This is a genomic window from Hymenobacter ruber (genome assembly GCF_054783255.1).
This window is the reverse complement of the sequence record NZ_BAAGQX010000004.1, coordinates 1,573,704-1,591,450: the sequence shown is the minus strand read 5'-3', so window position 1 is coordinate 1,591,450 and position 17,747 is coordinate 1,573,704. Positions and strand designations below refer to the sequence as shown.

Below are 17,747 nucleotides of genomic sequence, written 5' to 3'. Positions count from 1 at the left end.
TACGAGGCGAAGCCCGTGGCAATCCGTTCTGCCAAAATCATACATTTTATTAAGCGACAAGCCCCGGCACTGTAAAGTCTCGGGGCTTGTCACATTTCAGGGCTTATCACATTGTACAGGACGGATTGCTTCGCTGTGCTCGCAATGACAGGACGCCTCGCAATGACAAATAATCAGTGCATGCGGTCGTCGCGCACGGGCAAATTTGTCACGATTTCTCCTTCAATTACCAGCAATTCCTGCAACCGCTCTTCAACTAATTTCGGGTCGCAATATTCCTTGGCTAAATCGACGTAGCTAACAAAATGTGCGGCTTCGGAAACCATCAATTCGTAGTAAAATTTACTTAATTCCTGGTCGGCGATATTTTGCCAGAGCAATTTGAACCGCTCGCAGCTGCGGGCTTCAATGAGGGCCGAAACCAGGAGCTGGTCCATGAGCTGGCGCTCGCGGGCACCGCCTTTGCGCACGTGGGCCAGCAACTGCACCACGTACTCATCCTTGCGCGGGCGGCCCAGGGCAAAACCGCGTTTGCGAAGCTCCAGGAGCACTCTTTCGAAGTGGCTCCACTCCTCGGCTACCAGGTCGGTGAGCTCATCCACGAGGCGGGTTTTCTCGGGGTAATGGATAATCATGCTGATGCCGGTGCTGGCGGCTTTCTGCTCACACCAGGCGTGGTCGACCAGAATATCTTCGATATTTTTTTCCGCAATATTTACCCAACGCGGGTCGGTATTGAGCTTTAATTTAAGGATGGTTTTTTCCTTCGTCATCGTTATTTATAATTATCGCTAATTGAAGAAATTCCACTTCACGCCCAGCTGAAACCGGCGTGGATAGCCGGTATAATAAGGCGAAGCATAATAGCCGTTGTAACTACCTGCCAGCCCTTGGTTGACGTAAGCCATTTTTAGAAATAGCGAGACGGCTTTGATATCGGCCACAAAAAACACGTCGGCGACGGCGTGAGCGCCGATGGTGAAATGGTCCTGCTGGTAGAATTGCTGGGCTGTAGGATTGTAGGTGTAGCCCCGGAATTCTGATTGGTAATAGACTTCGGCCCCAATCTGATTGAACAGCGCTTTGCGGAAAATATAGCTCTCGTAAAACACCCGTGAATTGGTGACCAGATTGGGAATGCGCAGGCCTTCGCTGTCGTTGTCGCCCTTGGTGTAGGTGGCCTGGTTGTCGAAGCCCACCCGGCCCAGCATGGTGCGGTGCCGCGCAAAGGCGATAACCAGGTTGCGGCTGGTACCGAGCTGTTGTGGCGCGCCCGTAGTGCCATAATACACCAGATTGGCGATGTTGACGCCGCTCAGGCTGGCCTCCAAACGCTGGCCAGTGAGGAGACCCAAGCTGGGCACTTTGAGCTGCAGGCGGCCCGTGAGCTGCAGGGTGCTGGTATTTTTGAAAACGCCATCGATAGCGTTGGTAGCCGGGCTGGTGTATTTGCCATCCCAATGGCTCCAGGCGTAGTGGTTGCCGATGAACTCCTGCTGGGTGAGCGTGGGCGAGTAGGAATTTACCAGCGCTTCGGCCGATAGCGGACCGGTGCGCACATTGCCCCGTGCCCAGTATTCGAGGCTATAGCTGCTGGTGCTCAGCCCAGTCAGCGGCACTAGGTAAGCTTCGCCGGCCGTTTCTATGGCGTAAATAGTGCGGTAGTTGAAGGCAGCCGTGCCCCCGACGAAGAACTGGTTGAACTGGCGTTTCGGCGCGGCCTCCCGCAGCATAAGGTTGGCCGTAGTGGAACCGGGCGCAAGCGTTTGGCTGGTCACAGAAGCAATGCGGTCGCGGGCGTAGAGGCGGTATTCGACGGCTTTGGTGCGGCCCAGCACGCCGAAGGTGTTTTCGAGCTGGCGGTACTCGGCGCGGTCGATGGTGGCCGTGGGGCTGTTGAAGGTGCTGGGGAAGAACGTGCGTTCCAGCGAGCCATCGGAAGTACGGGCCGTTTCCAGCCCCAAATCGGCGAAATTGTTGTACTGGCGCTTGGCGTCGAAGGTGTGGTAGACGGTAAGGCCACGCCCAAGCAGGCGGTAGGTGTGGGTGAGGTAGAACTCGTCGCGGTCCTCGTTGTTGGCGGCCTGGGTCAGCCATACTTGTTGCTCACGGTAGTTAAAGAGGTCCTGCGGGGTATTTTCGTCGGGCAGCGGCTTAATGCCGCCCTGCTCCAGGGCGCGGTGGCGCACGTTGCTGAAGTTGAACAGCAGGTGGTACCGCTCGTTCTCGTTCTGGTAGCGGCCAAAAAACAGCAGGTTGGAATGTTCCACCAGACCATCGCGCGAGCCCTTGGCGGCCAACACTTTATTGGAGGCAATGCGCTCATAGGCCACGCCTACGCTGAAATTCTTTTTCAGGCTGCGGCTGTAGCTGATTTCGAACACCTGCTCGCCCGAGCCCGACTGCACCACCCGAAAAAATGAATACGGCGAGCGGGAATCGTAGTACGGCACCGTGCGGGCATCGCGAGCGTATTTGTCAAATACGTTGCGCCCGAAGCGGGCTCCCAACTCGAGATTGGGCTGATAAAACAACGGCCGCGAAGCCGAACCCACCGTGCCCAAATCCTGCTGAAACGTGGTGTCATGAAACCAGAACCGCGCCTGCGGCCATTTGGTGAGCGTGGTGTCGAGCGGCGTTCCAGAGGTAGAGTCGCGCAGCACCTCGGCCTCGTAGATAAGGCGCGTGGTTTTGGGCCCGTACAGCACCTTGGTCGAGTCATCGACCACCTGTGCCCGCGCCGTGGACGCGGCCAGCGCCAGCAGCAGACAGAAAAGGGGCCACAGGCGCGGCCAGGAAAGTAAAAAAGGTAATTGCAGAGCCTTCAAGGAGGAAACGAAATAGGTCGGAGCGCAACCGCGCAGCCAATCAAGTCAATGTAAATCAAGCCTTCGCAGTGGGCGCGGGCGGCAACAGCTGGCGCAGGGCTGCGCCACCATTATTCAAAAACGCCACCCGCACCGGAATGGTATAGAGCGGCAGCCCGGCCCGGGCCACCCGCAATTCGGGGGCAAGCAGGCGCGTAGCGTCTTTTTCCGTTGTAAAAATAGGCCAGCCCGGCTGCCAATGCGCCCGCAGCGCCGTCAGGTCGGCCGGCGTGAAGGTGTAATGGTCAGGAAACTGAGCGTGGTATTGAATTTCAAACCCTTGTTTCTCAAGTTCCTCCCGCAACGGTCCGGGCTGGGCAATGCCCGTCAGCAGCACGGCGGGGCCGGCAGTGAGTGTCGTTGGCGTAGCATCTGGCAGTACTTGAGGCGCGGCGTACTCGTAAATGGAGAATAACACGGGCACCTCTGGCCGGCTGTAGCGGCGAATCTGTTGCACCACGGCCTGCTGGTCAGCTTCTGAAATATTGGGCGGGCATTTGGTCACAATAACAGCATCGGCCCGGGCGGCCCCGGCACGGCTTTCGCGCAGGCGGCCGGCGGGCAGCACATGGTCTTCATAAAACGGCCGGGCCAGCTCAGTGAGCAAAACATTGAGCGTGGGGCGCACAGCGCGGTGCTGGTAGGCATCATCGAGCACGATGACGGTGATTTCCGCGTGTTCGCGGAGCAATAACTGAGCACCCAGCCGACGTTCCTCGGCCACGGCCACCACCACCTTGCGGGCCGCGAACTGCTCGAAATACTGCCAGGGCTCGTCGCCCACCGTCGCGGCCGAATCGGCAGGGCCGGCCAGGCGCGGGCCTTTGGTCTGGCGGCCGTAGCCCCGGCTGAGAATGGCCGGGCGGTGGCCCTGGCGCAGCAGCTCTTCCACCAGCCAGATTACATGGGGCGTTTTGCCGGTGCCGCCCACGCGCAGATTGCCCACGTTGAGCAGCGGCACGGCAAAGGTTTCAGCGCGTTTCCAGCCCACGTCGTACAGCCAGTTGCGCACGGCCAGCACCCCGGCATAAAGCCAGGAAAACGGCAGCAGCAAAAAAGTCAATACGGCAGACATGAGCAGGAAACTTCGGACCGGTTACAGCTCGCAAAAGTACAGTCTCCCGGAGGTCAGGGCGTCAGCAAACGTCTGGGCTCGTAAAACTCGTTCGCAATTATTCTTAGTCCTCCATGGCCTCATTTGCCGACCAGTTGCTGCAATTTCTACGCACCTTTCCGCTACCGGCGCCCCTGCCCAACGGTGTAATTGCCCAGAGTCCCTTCCGTGAGCCGGCCGTATATGAGCTGCTGAGCCAGTTTGCCCATAAATTTTATACCGCAGCGTCGCCCCGCGTGGCCGTGCTGGGCATCAACCCCGGCCGGCTGGGCATGGGCCGTACTGGCGTCGCCTTCACCGACCCTACGGCGCTGACCGAATTTTGCGGCATCGAACACGATTTGCCGCGCCAACGACCCGAAACTTCCACCCAGTTCGTGTACAAAGTCATCGAAGCAATGGGCGGCCCAACGGCATTTTATCAGCACTTCTACGTGGGGTCGCTGTATCCATTGGTGTTGCTGAAAAACGGGCTGAATTACAATTATTACGATGCCCCTGCCCTCACTAAAGCCCTGTGGCCGGATATTCAGCTTTCGCTGCGCCAACAGGTGGAAGTATTAGGTTTGCGGCGGGATGTGGCCGTGAGCCTGGGCAAGCGCAACGGTGAATTTTTCAAACGCCTCAACGCCGAGCTAGGCTTGTTCAATGAAATTGTCGTGCTCGACCACCCGCGCTACCTCATGCAGTACAAAAGCCGCAACACGGCCGCCAACGTGGCGCATTATGTAGAAACGCTGGGCCAACTCCTGCCCAACTCATAACTCAACATTCAACCCTCCTCAAAGTGCCCACAGTTCAAGACCTTGCCCGCCTGCTGGAGGTTGCCGCGCCCCTCGCCTACCAGGAAAGCTACGACAACGCCGGCCTGCAATGCGGTGACCCACAGGCCGAAATCACCGGCGTGCTAATAACCCTGGACTGCACCCCGGCCGTGGTGGCCGAGGCCATCCGGCGCGGCTGCAACGTAGTGGTGGCCCACCACCCGGTTATTTTCCGGCCGCTCAAGCGCCTCACCGGGGCCAATGAAGTGGAGCAAACCATCATCGCCGCCCTCAAAAACGACGTGGCCATTTACGCCGCCCACACCAATCTTGACAACGTGCGTGGTGGCGTTAACGACAAACTCGCCGAAAAACTTGGCCTGCTAAAAACCCGCGTCTTGGCCCCACAAACCGGAACTTTGGCGCGCCTCATCACCTACGTGCCCAACCGGCCCGAGGACCAGCAAGCCGACTTAGCCGGCCGCGTGCTGGGGGCACTTTACGCCGCTGGGGCGGGCCAGGTCGGCCAGTATTCTGATTGCAGCTTCCGCACCGAAGGCACCGGAACTTTCACGCCCGGCAACGGCACGCAGCCCGCCATCGGCGCCCAAAACCAGCCCGAAAAAGTGGCCGAATTGCGCCTCGAAGTGCTGCTGCCACTGCACCGGCAGGCGGCCGTGCTGCGGGCGTTGCGAGCCGCGCATCCTTATGAAGAAGTTGCTTATGAACTGATTAAACTCGAAAACGTGCATCAGGAAATAGGCGCGGGCCTGGTGGGCGAGCTGCCCGAGGCGCTGACTCCGGCCGCATTCCGGCAGCGGCTGAAGCGGCAGCTGCTGGTGCCCGTGGTGCGTCATACGGCTTTTGAGAAGCCCATTAAAACGGTGGCCATCTGCGGTGGGGCGGGCGCGTTTCTCATTGGCGCGGCGCGGGCCGCCGGGGCCGATGCCTACGTGACCGGCGATGTGAAATACCATGAGTTTTTTGGCGCCGAGGGCCAGTTGATGCTGTGCGACGTGGGCCATTTCGAGAGCGAACAGTTCACCGGCGAAGTGTTTCGGGATTTGCTAACGGCCGGATTTGAACGTACTTTTGCGGTCTTAATCGCTGAAACCCCTACGAACCCCGTTCAATATGACTGCTAAAAGTGCCGCCGTGGCTCCCGCCGACGTTCCCGTAGCCGCCAAGCTCGAAGCCCTGCTCACCCTGCAGCACCTCGACTCGCAGCTCGACGAAATTCGGCGCGTGCGGGGCGATTTGCCCGAGGAAGTGAGCGACCTCGAAGACGAAATTGCTGGCTACGAGGTGCGTGTGAAGAAATTCGACGAGGACATTCAGGGCCTGAACGACTTCATCAAGAGCCGCAAGCAGGCCAGCAAGGATGCTGAAACGCTCATCAAGAAGTACGACGAGCAGCAGCAGAACGTGCGCAACAACCGCGAGTTCGAAGCCATTGCCAAGGAAATTGAGCTGCAGCGCCTGGAAATCCAGATTGCCGACAAGAAAATCAAGGAGTCGCAGTACCAGATTGACGTGAAAAACGCCGAAATCAGCGGTACGAAGTCGAAACTGGACGAGCGCCGCAAAGACCTCGACACCAAGAAAAGCGAACTCGACACCATTATTTCGGAAAACGAAGAAGAAGAGCGCGCCATTATGGCCCAACGCGAAGAAGCCACCAAACCGGTGGAAGACCGCCTGCTGACGGCCTACACCCGCATCCGCGGCAACGTGCGCAACGGCTTGGCCGTGGTGCTGGTGCGCCGCGACGCCTGCGGTGGCTGCTTCAACACGGTGCCGCCCCAGCGCCAGGCCGACATCATCTCGCACAAGAAAATCATCGTGTGCGAGCACTGCGGCCGGATTCTGGCCGATGTGGAAGCGCGTATCTCGTAGTTTTCGCTTGCTATGAATTGAAAAAGGAACGGCAGTGCCGTTCCTTTTTTGTTGCCGGGCTTTTAGGTCTTTGTTGGTCCATGTTTGGTTGTGCTTTCTCCGTTGCTGCGTTTTGCACCCGCGCCCGCCTGGCGGGGGTATTGCTGGCGTTGGCGAGCGGGCCACTATTGGCGCAGGCGAGTTGGATGCGCCCGGTTCAGGCCGTCGAAAATCAACAGATAGATGCCAATGCCGAACAGCCGGCAGGGCAAAAACCCGAAGCCCTTACCACCAACAGCCGCCGCGCCTACGCCGAGCTTCTGAAGCTGCGTATCGATGCGGCCCGCGCCCTACTCCGGCCCGAACTGGCCAGCACGCCAACGGCCCCTGCCCCCCTGCTGGTGGCCAACTGCGCCGACTTCGTGGAACTGCTCATCACCCAGGATGCCGGCCGCTACGATGCGCTGACGGACGCACAGGAAGCTCGCTTCGATGTGCTGGATGATGCCCCCGCCAGCGCTCTGCGCGATTACGCCCGGGCCGAAATCACGCTACACCTCGGGCTGAGCCAACTGCTATTCAAGCATCTGGTGATGGGCGGCTACCACTTGCGTAGCGGCTACCACCAGATGCAGGACGTGGTGAAGCATTATCCTAATTTCCTGCCGGCCCGCAAGACGTTGGGGGTTTGCGAGTTTGCAGTGGGCTCCCTGCCCGAAGGCTACCACTGGCTGCTGCGCCTGCTGGGCCTCACGGCCAACCTGGACACCGGCTTGCAGCGCCTGGCCCAAGCCGCTACGCAGCCGAATGACTTCCAGCTCGAAAGCCAGATTTTTCTGGCCCTCATTCGGGAGAGCTACTATAAAAAACCTGCTGAAGCCCTGCGACTGTCTGAGCAACTCACCACCCAACAGCCCGACAACCTGCTGTTCGCCTACCTGCGTATCAGCGTGGAGAAGCGGCAGCACCACGGCGCGGCGGCCCTGGCGGCCTACCGCGCCCGCCCCACCGGCCCCGGCTACCTCCCCACTGCCTACCTGCACCACATGGCCGCCGATTTGCTGCTCTACCGGGGCGAATATGCGGCATCGGAGCGCGAGAATCTGACGTTTCTGCACGAGTTCCGGGGCCAGCACTACCGCAAGGATGCGGCGTTTAAGCTTTACCTGGCGGCGTGGCTGAGCGGACAGCCGGCCGCGGCGGCCAGGTACCGTGCGCTCATCAACCAGCCCGGCCCGGCCGATGTGGAGGAGGACGTGTACGCCCAACATTACTACCAGGAAGCGGTGGCCCTCAACCCCATCCTCACCAAAGCCCGACTGCAGTCCGACGGTGGCTACGACCGTGAGGCGCTGAGTACGCTACGGGCCTTCCACGCCACCCAGGCCACACTCTGGCGCGACCGCATTGAGGCACCGTACCGGCGCGCCCGCGCCTATCAGGGCCTCGGCCGACTTGATTCGGCTTGGTTTTACTTTGAGCAAACCCAAACCGAGGCCGGCCCCAAAGCGCCCTACTACTACGCCCCCCAGGCCGCCCTGCAACAGGGCTATATGGCCCAGAGTGTAGGCAACAAGCCCACGGCGCGCCTGTACTTCCGGCGGGCGCTGAATTATCCCTGGCACGAATACAAAAACAGCACCGACGCCAAAGCCAAACTGGCCCTGCGGGAGTTGAAGTAATCCGAACTTTATCGCCGAAACCCGCCAAACCAACGGCAATTCCTGCTCTTCTGTTGTGCCCGCAACTGCTTTCGAAACCATTCCACTGCATGAGTTACCCGCCGATTTTCGAGTACGGGCGCTGCACTGGGGCGCTACATTTCCGCACTGCACCTATTTCGAGAACAACGACCTGGCTTACCCGCAGGGTGCATTCGAGTGTCTACTGGCAGTAGCGCCGGCCGGAGCCCAAAGTGCCCATTCGCTGGCTGACTTGTCTGGGCAGCCGGCGACTGCTGCACCCCGTTTTGGTTTCCTGACCTACGACTTAAAAAACGACATCGAGGCCCTTTACAGCGAGAATTTTGCAGGATTTGAGTGGCCACTCCTGCATTTTTTCACCCCGGAAACCTGGCTGGTGTGGCGGACTGATACGCTGGAAATCTACGGGCAAACGGAAGACATTTTAGACCAGATTGTGGTGCAGCCCGTGCCGCCAGCTGCGGCGCTGGCCATACCTCCGATGCGCCCGCGCCTGCCCAAAGCCGAGTACCTGCGGGCCGTGGAAGCCATTCGGGAGGATATTCTCAACGGCGAAGTGTACGAGCTGAACCTCTGTCAGGAATTCTATGCCGAAAGCGTGGCTCTGAATCCCGTGGAAGTTTTCTGGCAGCTCATGCAGGCCTCGCCTGCGCCGTTTGCGGGCTTCGTGCGCTGGCACGACCATTTCCTGCTCTGCGCCTCGCCCGAGCGCTTTCTGGCGCACCGCAACGGGCAGTTGATTTCCCAGCCCATCAAGGGCACCATCCGGCGCGGGGCCACGCCCGCCGAGGATGAACAACAGCGCCAAACCCTGCTACACGACGAAAAAGAGCGCGCCGAGAACCTGATGATTGTGGACCTCGTGCGCAACGACCTCGCCCGCGTGGCCCGCACCGGCACCGTGCGCGTGCCCGAGCTTTTCGGCCTCTACCCCTTTCGCCACCTCTGGCAGATGATTTCGACCGTTACCGCCGACCTGCGCCCCGGCACCGGCCTGGCCGAAATTCTTCGCGCCACCTTCCCCATGGGCTCAATGACTGGCGCGCCGAAAATCCGCGCCATGCAGCTTATCGAGCAGTACGAAAGCAGCCGACGCGGCCTCTACAGCGGCAGCATTGGCTATGTGGTAGCCGATGGAAATTTCGATTTCAACGTCGTCATCCGCTCGCTGCAATACCGCCAGGATACCGGCTACCTGAGCTTCCAGGTCGGCTCCGCCATTACTTACGACTCGGACCCGGAGCGTGAATACGATGAGTGCTTGCTGAAAGCCAGGGCTTTGCTGGAAGTGTTGGGAACAGGCATTGAGTAAGGTGCGGAGCTTGCCCCCGCCCGGCGTCGAATGAAACCTGAACGAGTGATTTAACACCGGGCGAGGCAAGCTCTGCACCCTACATTATTCTGCCATTCTGTCATTTTAGCCGTGGTTGCCGTATCTTTGTCTTCCGCTGAAACGCGCTTAGAATATGGCCCAACCCCTGTTAACCCTTGATTTTTTAGATAAAGCCGCTCCCACCGCCGAGGCTACGCCCAGCGCCGAGGTGCGGGTGACGGCCGCTACCCGCACCGGTCGCCAGCGCAAGCTCTACATCGAGAGCTACGGCTGCCAGATGAATTTCTCGGATTCCGAAATCGTGTCGAGCATCCTGTTCGACGAAGGCTTCGACACCACCGACGACTTGGCCAACGCCGACCTCGTGCTGCTCAACACCTGCTCCATCCGCGAGAAGGCCGAGCAGACGGTGCGCATGCGCCTCAAGCAGATTAATTCGCACAAAAAGCGTAAGCCCGGCATGCTGGTGGGTGTGCTCGGCTGCATGGCCGAACGCCTGAAAAGCAAGTTTCTGGAAGAAGAGAAGATTGTGGACCTCGTGGTGGGCCCCGATGCCTACCGCGACCTGCCCGGCCTCATCAGCCAGGTGGACGGTGGCCAGAAGGGCGTGAACGTGCTGCTGAGCCGCGAGGAAACCTACGCCGATATCACGCCCGTGCGCCTGAACTCGAACGGCGTGTCGGCCTTCATCAGCATCATGCGCGGCTGCGACAACATGTGCTCGTTCTGCGTGGTGCCCTTCACCCGCGGCCGCGAACGCAGCCGCGACGCCCACAGCATCATCCAGGAAGCCAGTGCGTTGGTAGCGGCGGGCTACAAGGAAGTGACCCTGCTGGGCCAGAACGTGGACTCCTACAAATGGGCCTCGGCCGACGGCACCGAGCACATCAACTTCGCCCAATTGCTGGAGCGCGTGGCCCTCATCAGCCCCGAGCTGCGGGTACGCTTCTCTACCTCACACCCCAAGGACATCACCGACGAGGTGCTGCATACCATGGCGCGCCACGAGAACATTTGCAAGTACATCCACCTACCGGCCCAGAGCGGCAACTCCCGCGTGCTGGCCCTCATGAACCGCACCTACGACCGCCCCTGGTATGAGGAGCGAGTGAATAGAATCCGCGAAATCCTGGGCGACGACTGTGCCATCTCGACCGACATGATTGCCGGTTTCTGCTCCGAAACCGAGGAAGAGCACGAGGACACCAAGAGCCTGATGCACTTCGTGAAGTACGATATGGCTTACCAGTTCTTCTACTCGGAGCGCCCCGGCACGCTGGCCGCTCGCAAGCTGGCCGACGACATTCCGCTCGAAACCAAGAAGCGTCGTTTGCAGGAATTAATTGATATTCAGCAAGTCCACAGCGCCGAGCGCAACGCCCGCGCCGTGGGTCAGGTGCACAAGGTGCTGGTCGAGAACTTCTCGAAACGCTCGAAAGACGACCTGAGCGGCCGCAACAGCCAGAACCAGGTTATTATTTTTCCGAAAGGCAATTTCAAAAAGGGCGATTATGTAAATGTGCTCGTGCATTCATCCACAGCCAGTACTTTACTTGGTGAGGCCGTAATCGCCTAGTTTCATCCATCAACTTCTACCAAATCCCATGGCACCCGGACCTGCATTGTTATTGTGGCAAATCTTACTTTTTGCAGTAGGAGGTTTTATAGCCTTTTTAGTTATCCGGTTGCTCTGGCGCATGAATTTTCCTAAAAAATAATTTTACGGCTGAATTATTCTGATTCGGTCCTCTGAATGACACCTTCCGAAATCCAATCCATCAAGCTCCGGTTCGGCATCATCGGCAACGCGCCGGCGCTGAACTACGCCATTCAGGTGGCCGCGCAGGTCGCGCCTACTGATATGACGGTGCTCATCACCGGCGAAAGCGGGTCGGGCAAGGAGTCATTTTCCAAAATTATCCACGCGCTGTCGCCGCGCAAGCACGGGCAGTTCATTGCCATCAACTGCGGCGCTATTCCCGAAGGCACGATTGATTCAGAGCTATTTGGCCACGAGAAAGGCTCCTTTACCGGGGCCAATGAGGCCCGCAAGGGCTATTTCGAAGTAACCAACGGCGGCACCATTTTCCTGGACGAAATCGGTGAGATGCCGCTGGGCACGCAGGCCCGACTGCTGCGCGTGCTGGAGAACGGCGAGTTTATCCGCGTGGGTTCCAGCAAAGTGCAGAAAACCGACGTGCGCGTGGTAGCTGCCACCAACGTGAACCTGCTCGACCGTGTACAGGCCGGCACCTTCCGCGAAGACCTGTACTATCGCCTCAACACGGTGCCCATCACGGTGCCGCCGCTGCGCGAGCGCGGCGACGATATTTACCTGCTGTTCCGCAAGTTTGCTTCGGATGCGGCCGAGCGCTACCGCACCCGGCCCATCACGCTGCTGCCCGATGCCGTGCCAGTGCTCACGCGCTTCCGCTTCCCCGGCAACATCCGCCAGCTCAAGAACATCGCTGAGCAAATGTCGGTGCTCGAAACCGAGCGCGACGTGGATGCCCGCCGCCTGGCCCCCTACCTGCCGCAGGACCAGGCCAGCCGCCTGCCCATGCTATTGGGCCCGGGCGCACCCGACGGGGCCGCCGCCGGCTATTCCGAGCGGGATTTGCTCTACAAAATCCTGTTCGACATGCGCCGCGACATGACGGACCTCAAGAAAATGGTGCTGGAATTGGCCACCGGCCAGCGCCCCCACGAGGCCCAGGAGCTGCTGCGTCAAAACAGCCACCTCTTCAACAATACGGCTCCCGCCAGCGCGTTTGACAGCGGTCAGGCCGCCGAGTATTTCCTGCCCGCCGCCCCCAGCCCTTACAACAGCGAGCCGGCCACGAGCTACGACGACGAAACCCCGGTGGAGGACATTCCACACGAAACCGAGGAAGAGACGCTTTCGCTCGACATTAAGGAACGCGAGATGATTCTCAAGGCGTTGAAGAAACATAACAACAAGCGCAAGTACGCCGCCCACGACCTGGGCATCTCGGAACGCACCCTGTACCGCAAACTCAAGCAATATGACCTGGAGCAAGTATAAAGCCGCTTTTTATTCAATAACTGCGCTTTGCCTGTTATTGAGCCTGAGCAGCTGCGGCGTGTACTCCTTCAACGGCACCAACATTGACCCGGCGGTGCGCACCATTTCCATTGCCACTATCCAGAATAATTCGCCCTCGGGCCCGGCTTTTCTCACGCAGCGCTTCACGGAAGATTTGAAGGATTATTTCCAGCGCAACACCAACCTGAAACTCGTGCCCCGCGACGGCGACCTGCAATTCGACGGCAACATTGTGGCCTACGATTTTGCGCCGGCCTCCATTCAGCAGGTCAACGGCGTGTCGCAGGCCGGCTCAAACCGCCTCACTATTCAGGTCAAAATCCGTTTCACCAACACCAAAGACGACAAGCAGAGCTTTGAGCAGGTGTTCCAGAATTTTGACGACTACGCGGCCAACCGCAACATTTCGACCATCAACAACGACCCCAGCGCCGTGCGGACTACCACGGATAAAATTATTACCGACATTTTCAACAAGTCGGTAGCTAACTGGTAGGCGGCGAATAAATTGGGACTGACTAAAGTCAGCCAGCGGGGAAATTACGCGTAAAGCTTCACGGGAAATATCCATTAACTGTACGGTAGCAGCTGGGGTATCTGCGTAAATTAGCGTAATGTTGCACCCCCATTAATGGGTCCGATGCGCTGATTTGGAGCTTTGCTCCGAAAATCAGCCTTTCCTATTTGCCGCTTTCACTGCCTGTTTCATCCGTGACCCGCGCTACGCTCCTGCACGTTCTCGACCGCCCCACCGCCCTGGGCCCGGCCGAAGTGCGCGAGCTTGAGCAGCTGGCCCAGGCTTTCCCTTATTGCCAGACGGCCCACCTGCTGCTGGCCAAAGCCGCCCACGACCAAGGCACCATGCTGGCTGGCCAGCGCCTGCGCCGCGCCGCCACCTACGCCGCCGACCGCAGCCTGCTCCGCCGCCTCATCGAGCAAGTGGAACCGCTGCCCGTATCTATTCCGGCTCCCGAGGCTGCGCCATTAATTGAGCCCCCGACGGCAATCGAGCCAACCCTGGTGGTCGAAACTGCACCAGTTATTACACCACCGCCAGCGGCGCCGGTTGCGGCAGAAATCTCTGCCCCCGCACCGGCAGCCGTGGTCATTTCTGCAAAGCCCGAGCCAATTGCAGCCGTTGAGGAACCTCAACCAGTGCCCACAAGTCCGGCAATGCCAGCGGCTTCCGTTGAAATTGAACAAGACTTGCCATCGGCCGTGGCCGCGCAGGTACCCGCAGCACCGGCAGCTACTGTAGAAGCTCTCCCCGAAGTAGCTCCCACGGCTGAAGCCACGCAATCAACTTCCATCGTTCAGGAAGAGAAGCCAGCGGTGCCGCAAAATGCGCACGAAGCTCCTGCGTTAGCTGTTGAATTGCAGCCCGCAATACCAACAGCAGCACCAACTCCGGTAGAACTGCCTACACTGGTCGACCAGGAAGGGATTGAAATAACGGCTAGTGCCCCGGCCGAGGAAGTGGCAGCAGAAGAGCCTGAAATAATTTCGGCATCGGCAACTGACGCACCTCAAGTCACTGAAATAGCTGACGAATTACCGGCCCAGGCCCCCGCTATTCGCCCACCGGTAGAAGTGGGCGAAGCGCGGTTTGAATTTGGCTTGGCCGATGTGACCCCCGCCGCCGTAACGAGCTACGAACTGCCCGGCTTGGTTGATGAATGGGCCGCCTCGGCGGTTACCCGCAGCCTGGGCAGCCCTGACGCATTCAGCCTGCCGGCGCCGGTTCCAGCTGCGCCGGTGTTCACTCCGGCTGCCTTCACCGGCGATGCCGTGGTGGGTTACGCTTTCGGCGAAAGTAGCCGCCTGGGCCTTTCCATGCAGCTCCTGGACTTGCTGATTGCCAAGGTTGAAGCCGCCGAAACGGCCACTGCCGTAGTAGCCGCCGCCCAGCCGCCGGCCGTGCCGCTTCCTCCCACCGGCACTTTCTTCGAGCCCGACCCTTTGTTGCTCGACCACTGGGCCACGCACTGCCCCGCGCCGCCCGAGCTGCCCTCTACCATTGACCTCATCAACAACTTCCTCAAGCGCCAGCCGCGCCTCACGCGGCCCGGCATGCTGCCGCCCACGCCCGGCGGCCAGCCCGATTTGAGCGTGCGCAGCACCCGCGCCGAACCCGACCTTGTATCCGAAAATCTGGCCCGCATCTTCGTGCGGCAGGGCAAAACTGCCCGGGCCATTGAGATTTATGAAAAACTCATGGTGAAGCAGCCGGAAAAAATGGCGTACTTTGCAGCCCAAATAGAATCATTGCAACCTTCAGCGTAATTTGCTTTTTCAGCTTCTTTACCCCTCATGTACACTGCTCTCATCATCCTCATTCTCCTGGTGTGTTTCCTGCTGGCCCTCGTAGTGCTGGCCCAAAACCCCAAAGGGGGTGGAATTTCCAGCCAGTTTAGCGCTGGCGGCGCGGCCAGCATGATGGGCGTGAAACGCACCGGCGACCTGCTCGAAAAACTCACCTGGGGCTTTGCTATCGGTCTGGTGGTGTTGTCGCTCGGCTCGCACATGCTCACCTCCACCGGCGGTGGTCCGGTGCGCAGCGTGAACCAGCAGCGCGCCCTCGAAACCAAGCTGCCGGCTCCTACTGCCCCAGCTCCAGCGGCTCCGGCCCCCGACGCAACTGCTCCGGCTCCGGCGCCCACTGGCACTACCACGCCAGCACCGGCTACTACGCCTGCCAAATAACCTCGGCTTCTACTCCGAACCGACTAAAGCCGGTGCTTCTTTAACGAGAGGCACCGGCTTTTTCTTTGGCAATACTACCAGCCCAATGCTGTGCTGACGTGCGGCCAAATTCGCCACCAGTACCGACGTTTACGCCACTTCTGCCACCTTTCACGGCTAAAGCCTGCCCATTTTGTCAGGTTTGTGGCGCTGGCACGGGAAATGAGAATAGACCGGACACCTAGTATTTCAACTTAATCCAACCCAAATACACCCAAAATGGCACTTAGCATGAAACCGCTGGCTGACCGCGTTATTGTTCGCGCCGCCGCCGCCGAGGAGAAAACCAAATCCGGCATCATCATCCCCGATACGGCCAAGGAGAAGCCCCAGCGTGGCGAAGTAGTAGCCGTGGGCGAAGGCAAAACCGCCGACAGCGGCACCATCATCAAGCCCCAGGTGAAGGTGGGCGACCAGGTGCTCTACGGCAAGTACGCCGGCACTGAAATCACCGTCGACGGTGAAGACCTGCTCATCATGCGCGAGTCAGACATTTTCGCCGTGCTCTAAGCCCGCCGAGAATAACTCATAATTCATAACTCATAATTCTTCCCAACGTGGCTAAGAACATTCAATTCGACACCGAAGGCCGTGCCCGCTTGCAGGCCGGTGTGAACAAACTGGCAAACGCCGTGAAAGTGACCCTCGGCCCGAAAGGCCGCAACGTCATCATCGACAAGAAATTCGGTGCTCCCTCGATTACCAAAGACGGCGTGACCGTGGCTAAGGAAATTGAGCTGCGCGACCCGGTTGAAAACATGGGCGCTCAGCTCGTGAAAGAAGTGGCATCGAAGACGGCCGACCAGGCCGGCGACGGCACCACTACGGCTACGGTTTTGGCCCAGGCCATCTACACCGCCGGCTCGAAAAACGTGGCCGCCGGTGCCAACCCGATGGATTTGAAGCGCGGCATCGACAAAGCTGTGCAAGCAGTAGTAGCCAATCTGAAAACGCAGTCGAAGAAGATTGAAAACTCGTCGGAAATTGCTCAAGTGGGTGCTATTTCGGCCAACAACGACATGGAAATTGGCAAAATGATTGCCGATGCCATGGACAAAGTGGGCAAGGAAGGCGTCATCACCGTGGAAGAAGCTCGTGGTACTGAAACCGAAGTGAAGACGGTGGAAGGCATGCAGTTTGACCGCGGCTACCTCTCCCCTTACTTCGTGACCAACCCCGAGAAAATGGAGGTTGAATTCGACTCGCCTTACGTTCTCATCTACGACAAGAAAGTGAGCACCATGAAGGAGCTCCTGCCCGTGTTGGAGCAGGTGCTGCAGACTGGCAAGCCCTTGGTCATCATCTCGGAAGACGTGGACGGCGAAGCCCTCGCTACGCTGGTGGTGAACAAGCTGCGCGGCTCGCTGAAAATCGCGGCTGTGAAGGCTCCCGGCTTCGGCGACCGCCGCAAGGCTATGCTGGAAGACATTGCCACCCTCACGGGCGGTACCGTTATCAGCGAAGAGCAGGGCTACAAGCTCGAAAACGCGACCTTGGAGTACTTGGGCACGGCTGAGAAAATCATCATTGACAAGGACAACACCACCATCGTAAACGGCAAGGGCTCGAAAGATGCCATCACCGGCCGCGTGGCCCAGATTAAGGCCCAGATGGAAACCACCACGAGCGACTACGATAAGGAGAAACTGCAGGAGCGCCTCGCCAAGCTGAGCGGCGGCGTAGCTATTCTCTACATCGGTGCTAGCACGGAAGTGGAGATGAAAGAGAAAAAAGACCGCGTGGACGATGCCCTGCACGCCACCCGCGCCGCCGTTGAGGAAGGCGTGGTGCCCGGCGGTGGCGTGGCCCTGGTGCGTGCCATTGAGGCACTCGCTGCGGTAGACACCCACAATGCCGACGAGCGCACCGGCGTGAACATCATTCGCACCGCCTTGGAGGCTCCCCTGCGTACCATCGTGGCCAATGCTGGCGGCGAAGGTTCGGTAGTGGTGCAGAAAGTGCGCGACGGCCAGGCCGACTACGGCTACAACGCCCGCGAAGACCGTTACGAAAACCTGGTGGCCGCTGGTATCATCGACCCCACCAAGGTGACCCGTCTGGCCCTCGAAAACGCTGCTTCCATCGCCGGCTTGTTGCTGACGACGGAGGCCGTGATTTCGGACGAGCCCGAGCCCAAAGAAGCTGGCCATAGCCACGGCGACGGCGGCATGGGCGGTATGGGTGGCATGGGCGGCATGATGTAAGTCGAGCCGCTGGCAGCCCTGCTGTTAGCTCAAGAGAAGGCCCCGCCGGTATTGCCGGCGGGGCTTTTTTGTGCTCGC

The 17,747-nt window shown here is 59.4% G+C and carries 15 protein-coding genes; 12 read left to right on the top strand and 3 right to left on the bottom strand.

The annotated features are described in order from the left end of the window. Window positions 1-173: 173 nt before the first annotated feature. Genes ACYVM5_RS17355 through lpxK form a run of 3 tightly spaced genes read right to left on the bottom strand, consistent with a single transcriptional unit; the run spans window position 174 to window position 3,942 of the window. Complete coding sequence (locus ACYVM5_RS17355; RefSeq protein WP_198068597.1) at window positions 174-773, bottom strand: MiaE family protein; 600 nt, start codon at window positions 771-773, stop codon at window positions 174-176. 18 nt (window positions 774-791) lie between these two features. Beyond that, window positions 792-2,828, bottom strand: a complete 2,037-nt coding sequence (locus ACYVM5_RS17350; protein WP_460619359.1) for a putative porin — start codon at window positions 2,826-2,828, stop codon at window positions 792-794. 55 nt (window positions 2,829-2,883) lie between these two features. Further along, a complete protein-coding gene (gene lpxK / locus ACYVM5_RS17345) occupies window positions 2,884-3,942 on the bottom strand; it encodes a tetraacyldisaccharide 4'-kinase (protein WP_460619358.1) in 1,059 nt (352 codons plus the stop codon). A gap of 113 nt (window positions 3,943-4,055) precedes the next feature. Here lpxK and ACYVM5_RS17340 point away from each other — a divergent pair, with 113 nt between their 5' ends. The 12 genes from ACYVM5_RS17340 to groL all read left to right on the top strand — a co-directional run bounded on the left by ACYVM5_RS17340 (window position 4,056) and on the right by groL (window position 17,669). Continuing rightward, window positions 4,056-4,745, top strand: a complete 690-nt coding sequence (locus tag ACYVM5_RS17340) for a uracil-DNA glycosylase family protein (RefSeq protein WP_460619357.1) — start codon at window positions 4,056-4,058, stop codon at window positions 4,743-4,745. Between the two features lie 23 nt (window positions 4,746-4,768). Beyond that, window positions 4,769-5,890, top strand: a complete 1,122-nt coding sequence (locus ACYVM5_RS17335) for a Nif3-like dinuclear metal center hexameric protein (RefSeq protein WP_460619356.1) — start codon at window positions 4,769-4,771, stop codon at window positions 5,888-5,890. Continuing rightward, the gene (locus ACYVM5_RS17330) at window positions 5,880-6,641 is read left to right on the top strand and encodes a zinc ribbon domain-containing protein (protein WP_342296452.1); all 762 of its coding nucleotides are present in this window, start codon (window positions 5,880-5,882) and stop codon (window positions 6,639-6,641) included. The genes ACYVM5_RS17335 and ACYVM5_RS17330 overlap by 11 nt, the downstream gene beginning before the upstream one ends. An 80-nt stretch (window positions 6,642-6,721) precedes the next feature. Then, the gene (locus ACYVM5_RS17325; protein ID WP_460619355.1) at window positions 6,722-8,302 is read left to right on the top strand and encodes a tetratricopeptide repeat protein; all 1,581 of its coding nucleotides are present in this window, start codon (window positions 6,722-6,724) and stop codon (window positions 8,300-8,302) included. A 55-nt stretch (window positions 8,303-8,357) separates the two neighbouring features. After that, entirely contained in the window at window positions 8,358-9,635 is a 1,278-nt protein-coding gene (pabB, locus tag ACYVM5_RS17320) for an anthranilate synthase component I family protein (RefSeq protein WP_460619354.1), read from the top strand. A gap of 154 nt (window positions 9,636-9,789) precedes the next feature. After that, on the top strand, window positions 9,790-11,232 hold the full coding sequence (miaB, locus tag ACYVM5_RS17315) for a MiaB/RimO family radical SAM methylthiotransferase (RefSeq protein ID WP_460619353.1): 1,443 nt from the start codon (window positions 9,790-9,792) through the stop codon (window positions 11,230-11,232). A 177-nt stretch (window positions 11,233-11,409) separates the two neighbouring features. Continuing rightward, window positions 11,410-12,702, top strand: coding sequence for a sigma-54 interaction domain-containing protein (locus ACYVM5_RS17310; protein WP_460619352.1), 1,293 nt, complete (start codon window positions 11,410-11,412; stop codon window positions 12,700-12,702). A 37-nt stretch (window positions 12,703-12,739) separates the two neighbouring features. After that, window positions 12,740-13,219, top strand: a complete 480-nt coding sequence (locus ACYVM5_RS17305; RefSeq protein ID WP_460619351.1) for an LptE family protein — start codon at window positions 12,740-12,742, stop codon at window positions 13,217-13,219. 215 nt (window positions 13,220-13,434) lie between these two features. Continuing rightward, the gene (locus tag ACYVM5_RS17300) at window positions 13,435-15,006 is read left to right on the top strand and encodes a hypothetical protein (RefSeq protein ID WP_460619350.1); all 1,572 of its coding nucleotides are present in this window, start codon (window positions 13,435-13,437) and stop codon (window positions 15,004-15,006) included. Window positions 15,007-15,033: 27 nt separating this feature from the next. Then, window positions 15,034-15,426, top strand: coding sequence for a preprotein translocase subunit SecG (gene secG / locus ACYVM5_RS17295; RefSeq protein ID WP_460619349.1), 393 nt, complete (start codon window positions 15,034-15,036; stop codon window positions 15,424-15,426). Window positions 15,427-15,684: 258 nt separating this feature from the next. Then, complete coding sequence (gene groES, locus ACYVM5_RS17290; RefSeq protein WP_168673154.1) at window positions 15,685-15,975, top strand: co-chaperone GroES; 291 nt, start codon at window positions 15,685-15,687, stop codon at window positions 15,973-15,975. A gap of 47 nt (window positions 15,976-16,022) precedes the next feature. Then, window positions 16,023-17,669, top strand: a complete 1,647-nt coding sequence (groL, locus tag ACYVM5_RS17285) for a chaperonin GroEL (RefSeq protein ID WP_460619348.1) — start codon at window positions 16,023-16,025, stop codon at window positions 17,667-17,669. Window positions 17,670-17,747: the final 78 nt, after the last annotated feature.

Coding starts and splice junctions, on each gene's coding strand:
- ACYVM5_RS17355 (WP_198068597.1), bottom strand. CDS start 773: ATGACGAAGGAAAAAACCATCCTTAAATTAAAGCTCAATACCGACCCG.
- lpxK (WP_460619358.1), bottom strand. CDS start 3,942: ATGTCTGCCGTATTGACTTTTTTGCTGCTGCCGTTTTCCTGGCTTTAT.
- ACYVM5_RS17340 (WP_460619357.1), top strand. CDS start 4,056: ATGGCCTCATTTGCCGACCAGTTGCTGCAATTTCTACGCACCTTTCCG.
- ACYVM5_RS17330 (WP_342296452.1), top strand. CDS start 5,880: ATGACTGCTAAAAGTGCCGCCGTGGCTCCCGCCGACGTTCCCGTAGCC.
- ACYVM5_RS17325 (WP_460619355.1), top strand. CDS start 6,722: ATGTTTGGTTGTGCTTTCTCCGTTGCTGCGTTTTGCACCCGCGCCCGC.
- miaB (WP_460619353.1), top strand. CDS start 9,790: ATGGCCCAACCCCTGTTAACCCTTGATTTTTTAGATAAAGCCGCTCCC.
- ACYVM5_RS17310 (WP_460619352.1), top strand. CDS start 11,410: ATGACACCTTCCGAAATCCAATCCATCAAGCTCCGGTTCGGCATCATC.
- secG (WP_460619349.1), top strand. CDS start 15,034: ATGTACACTGCTCTCATCATCCTCATTCTCCTGGTGTGTTTCCTGCTG.
- groES (WP_168673154.1), top strand. CDS start 15,685: ATGGCACTTAGCATGAAACCGCTGGCTGACCGCGTTATTGTTCGCGCC.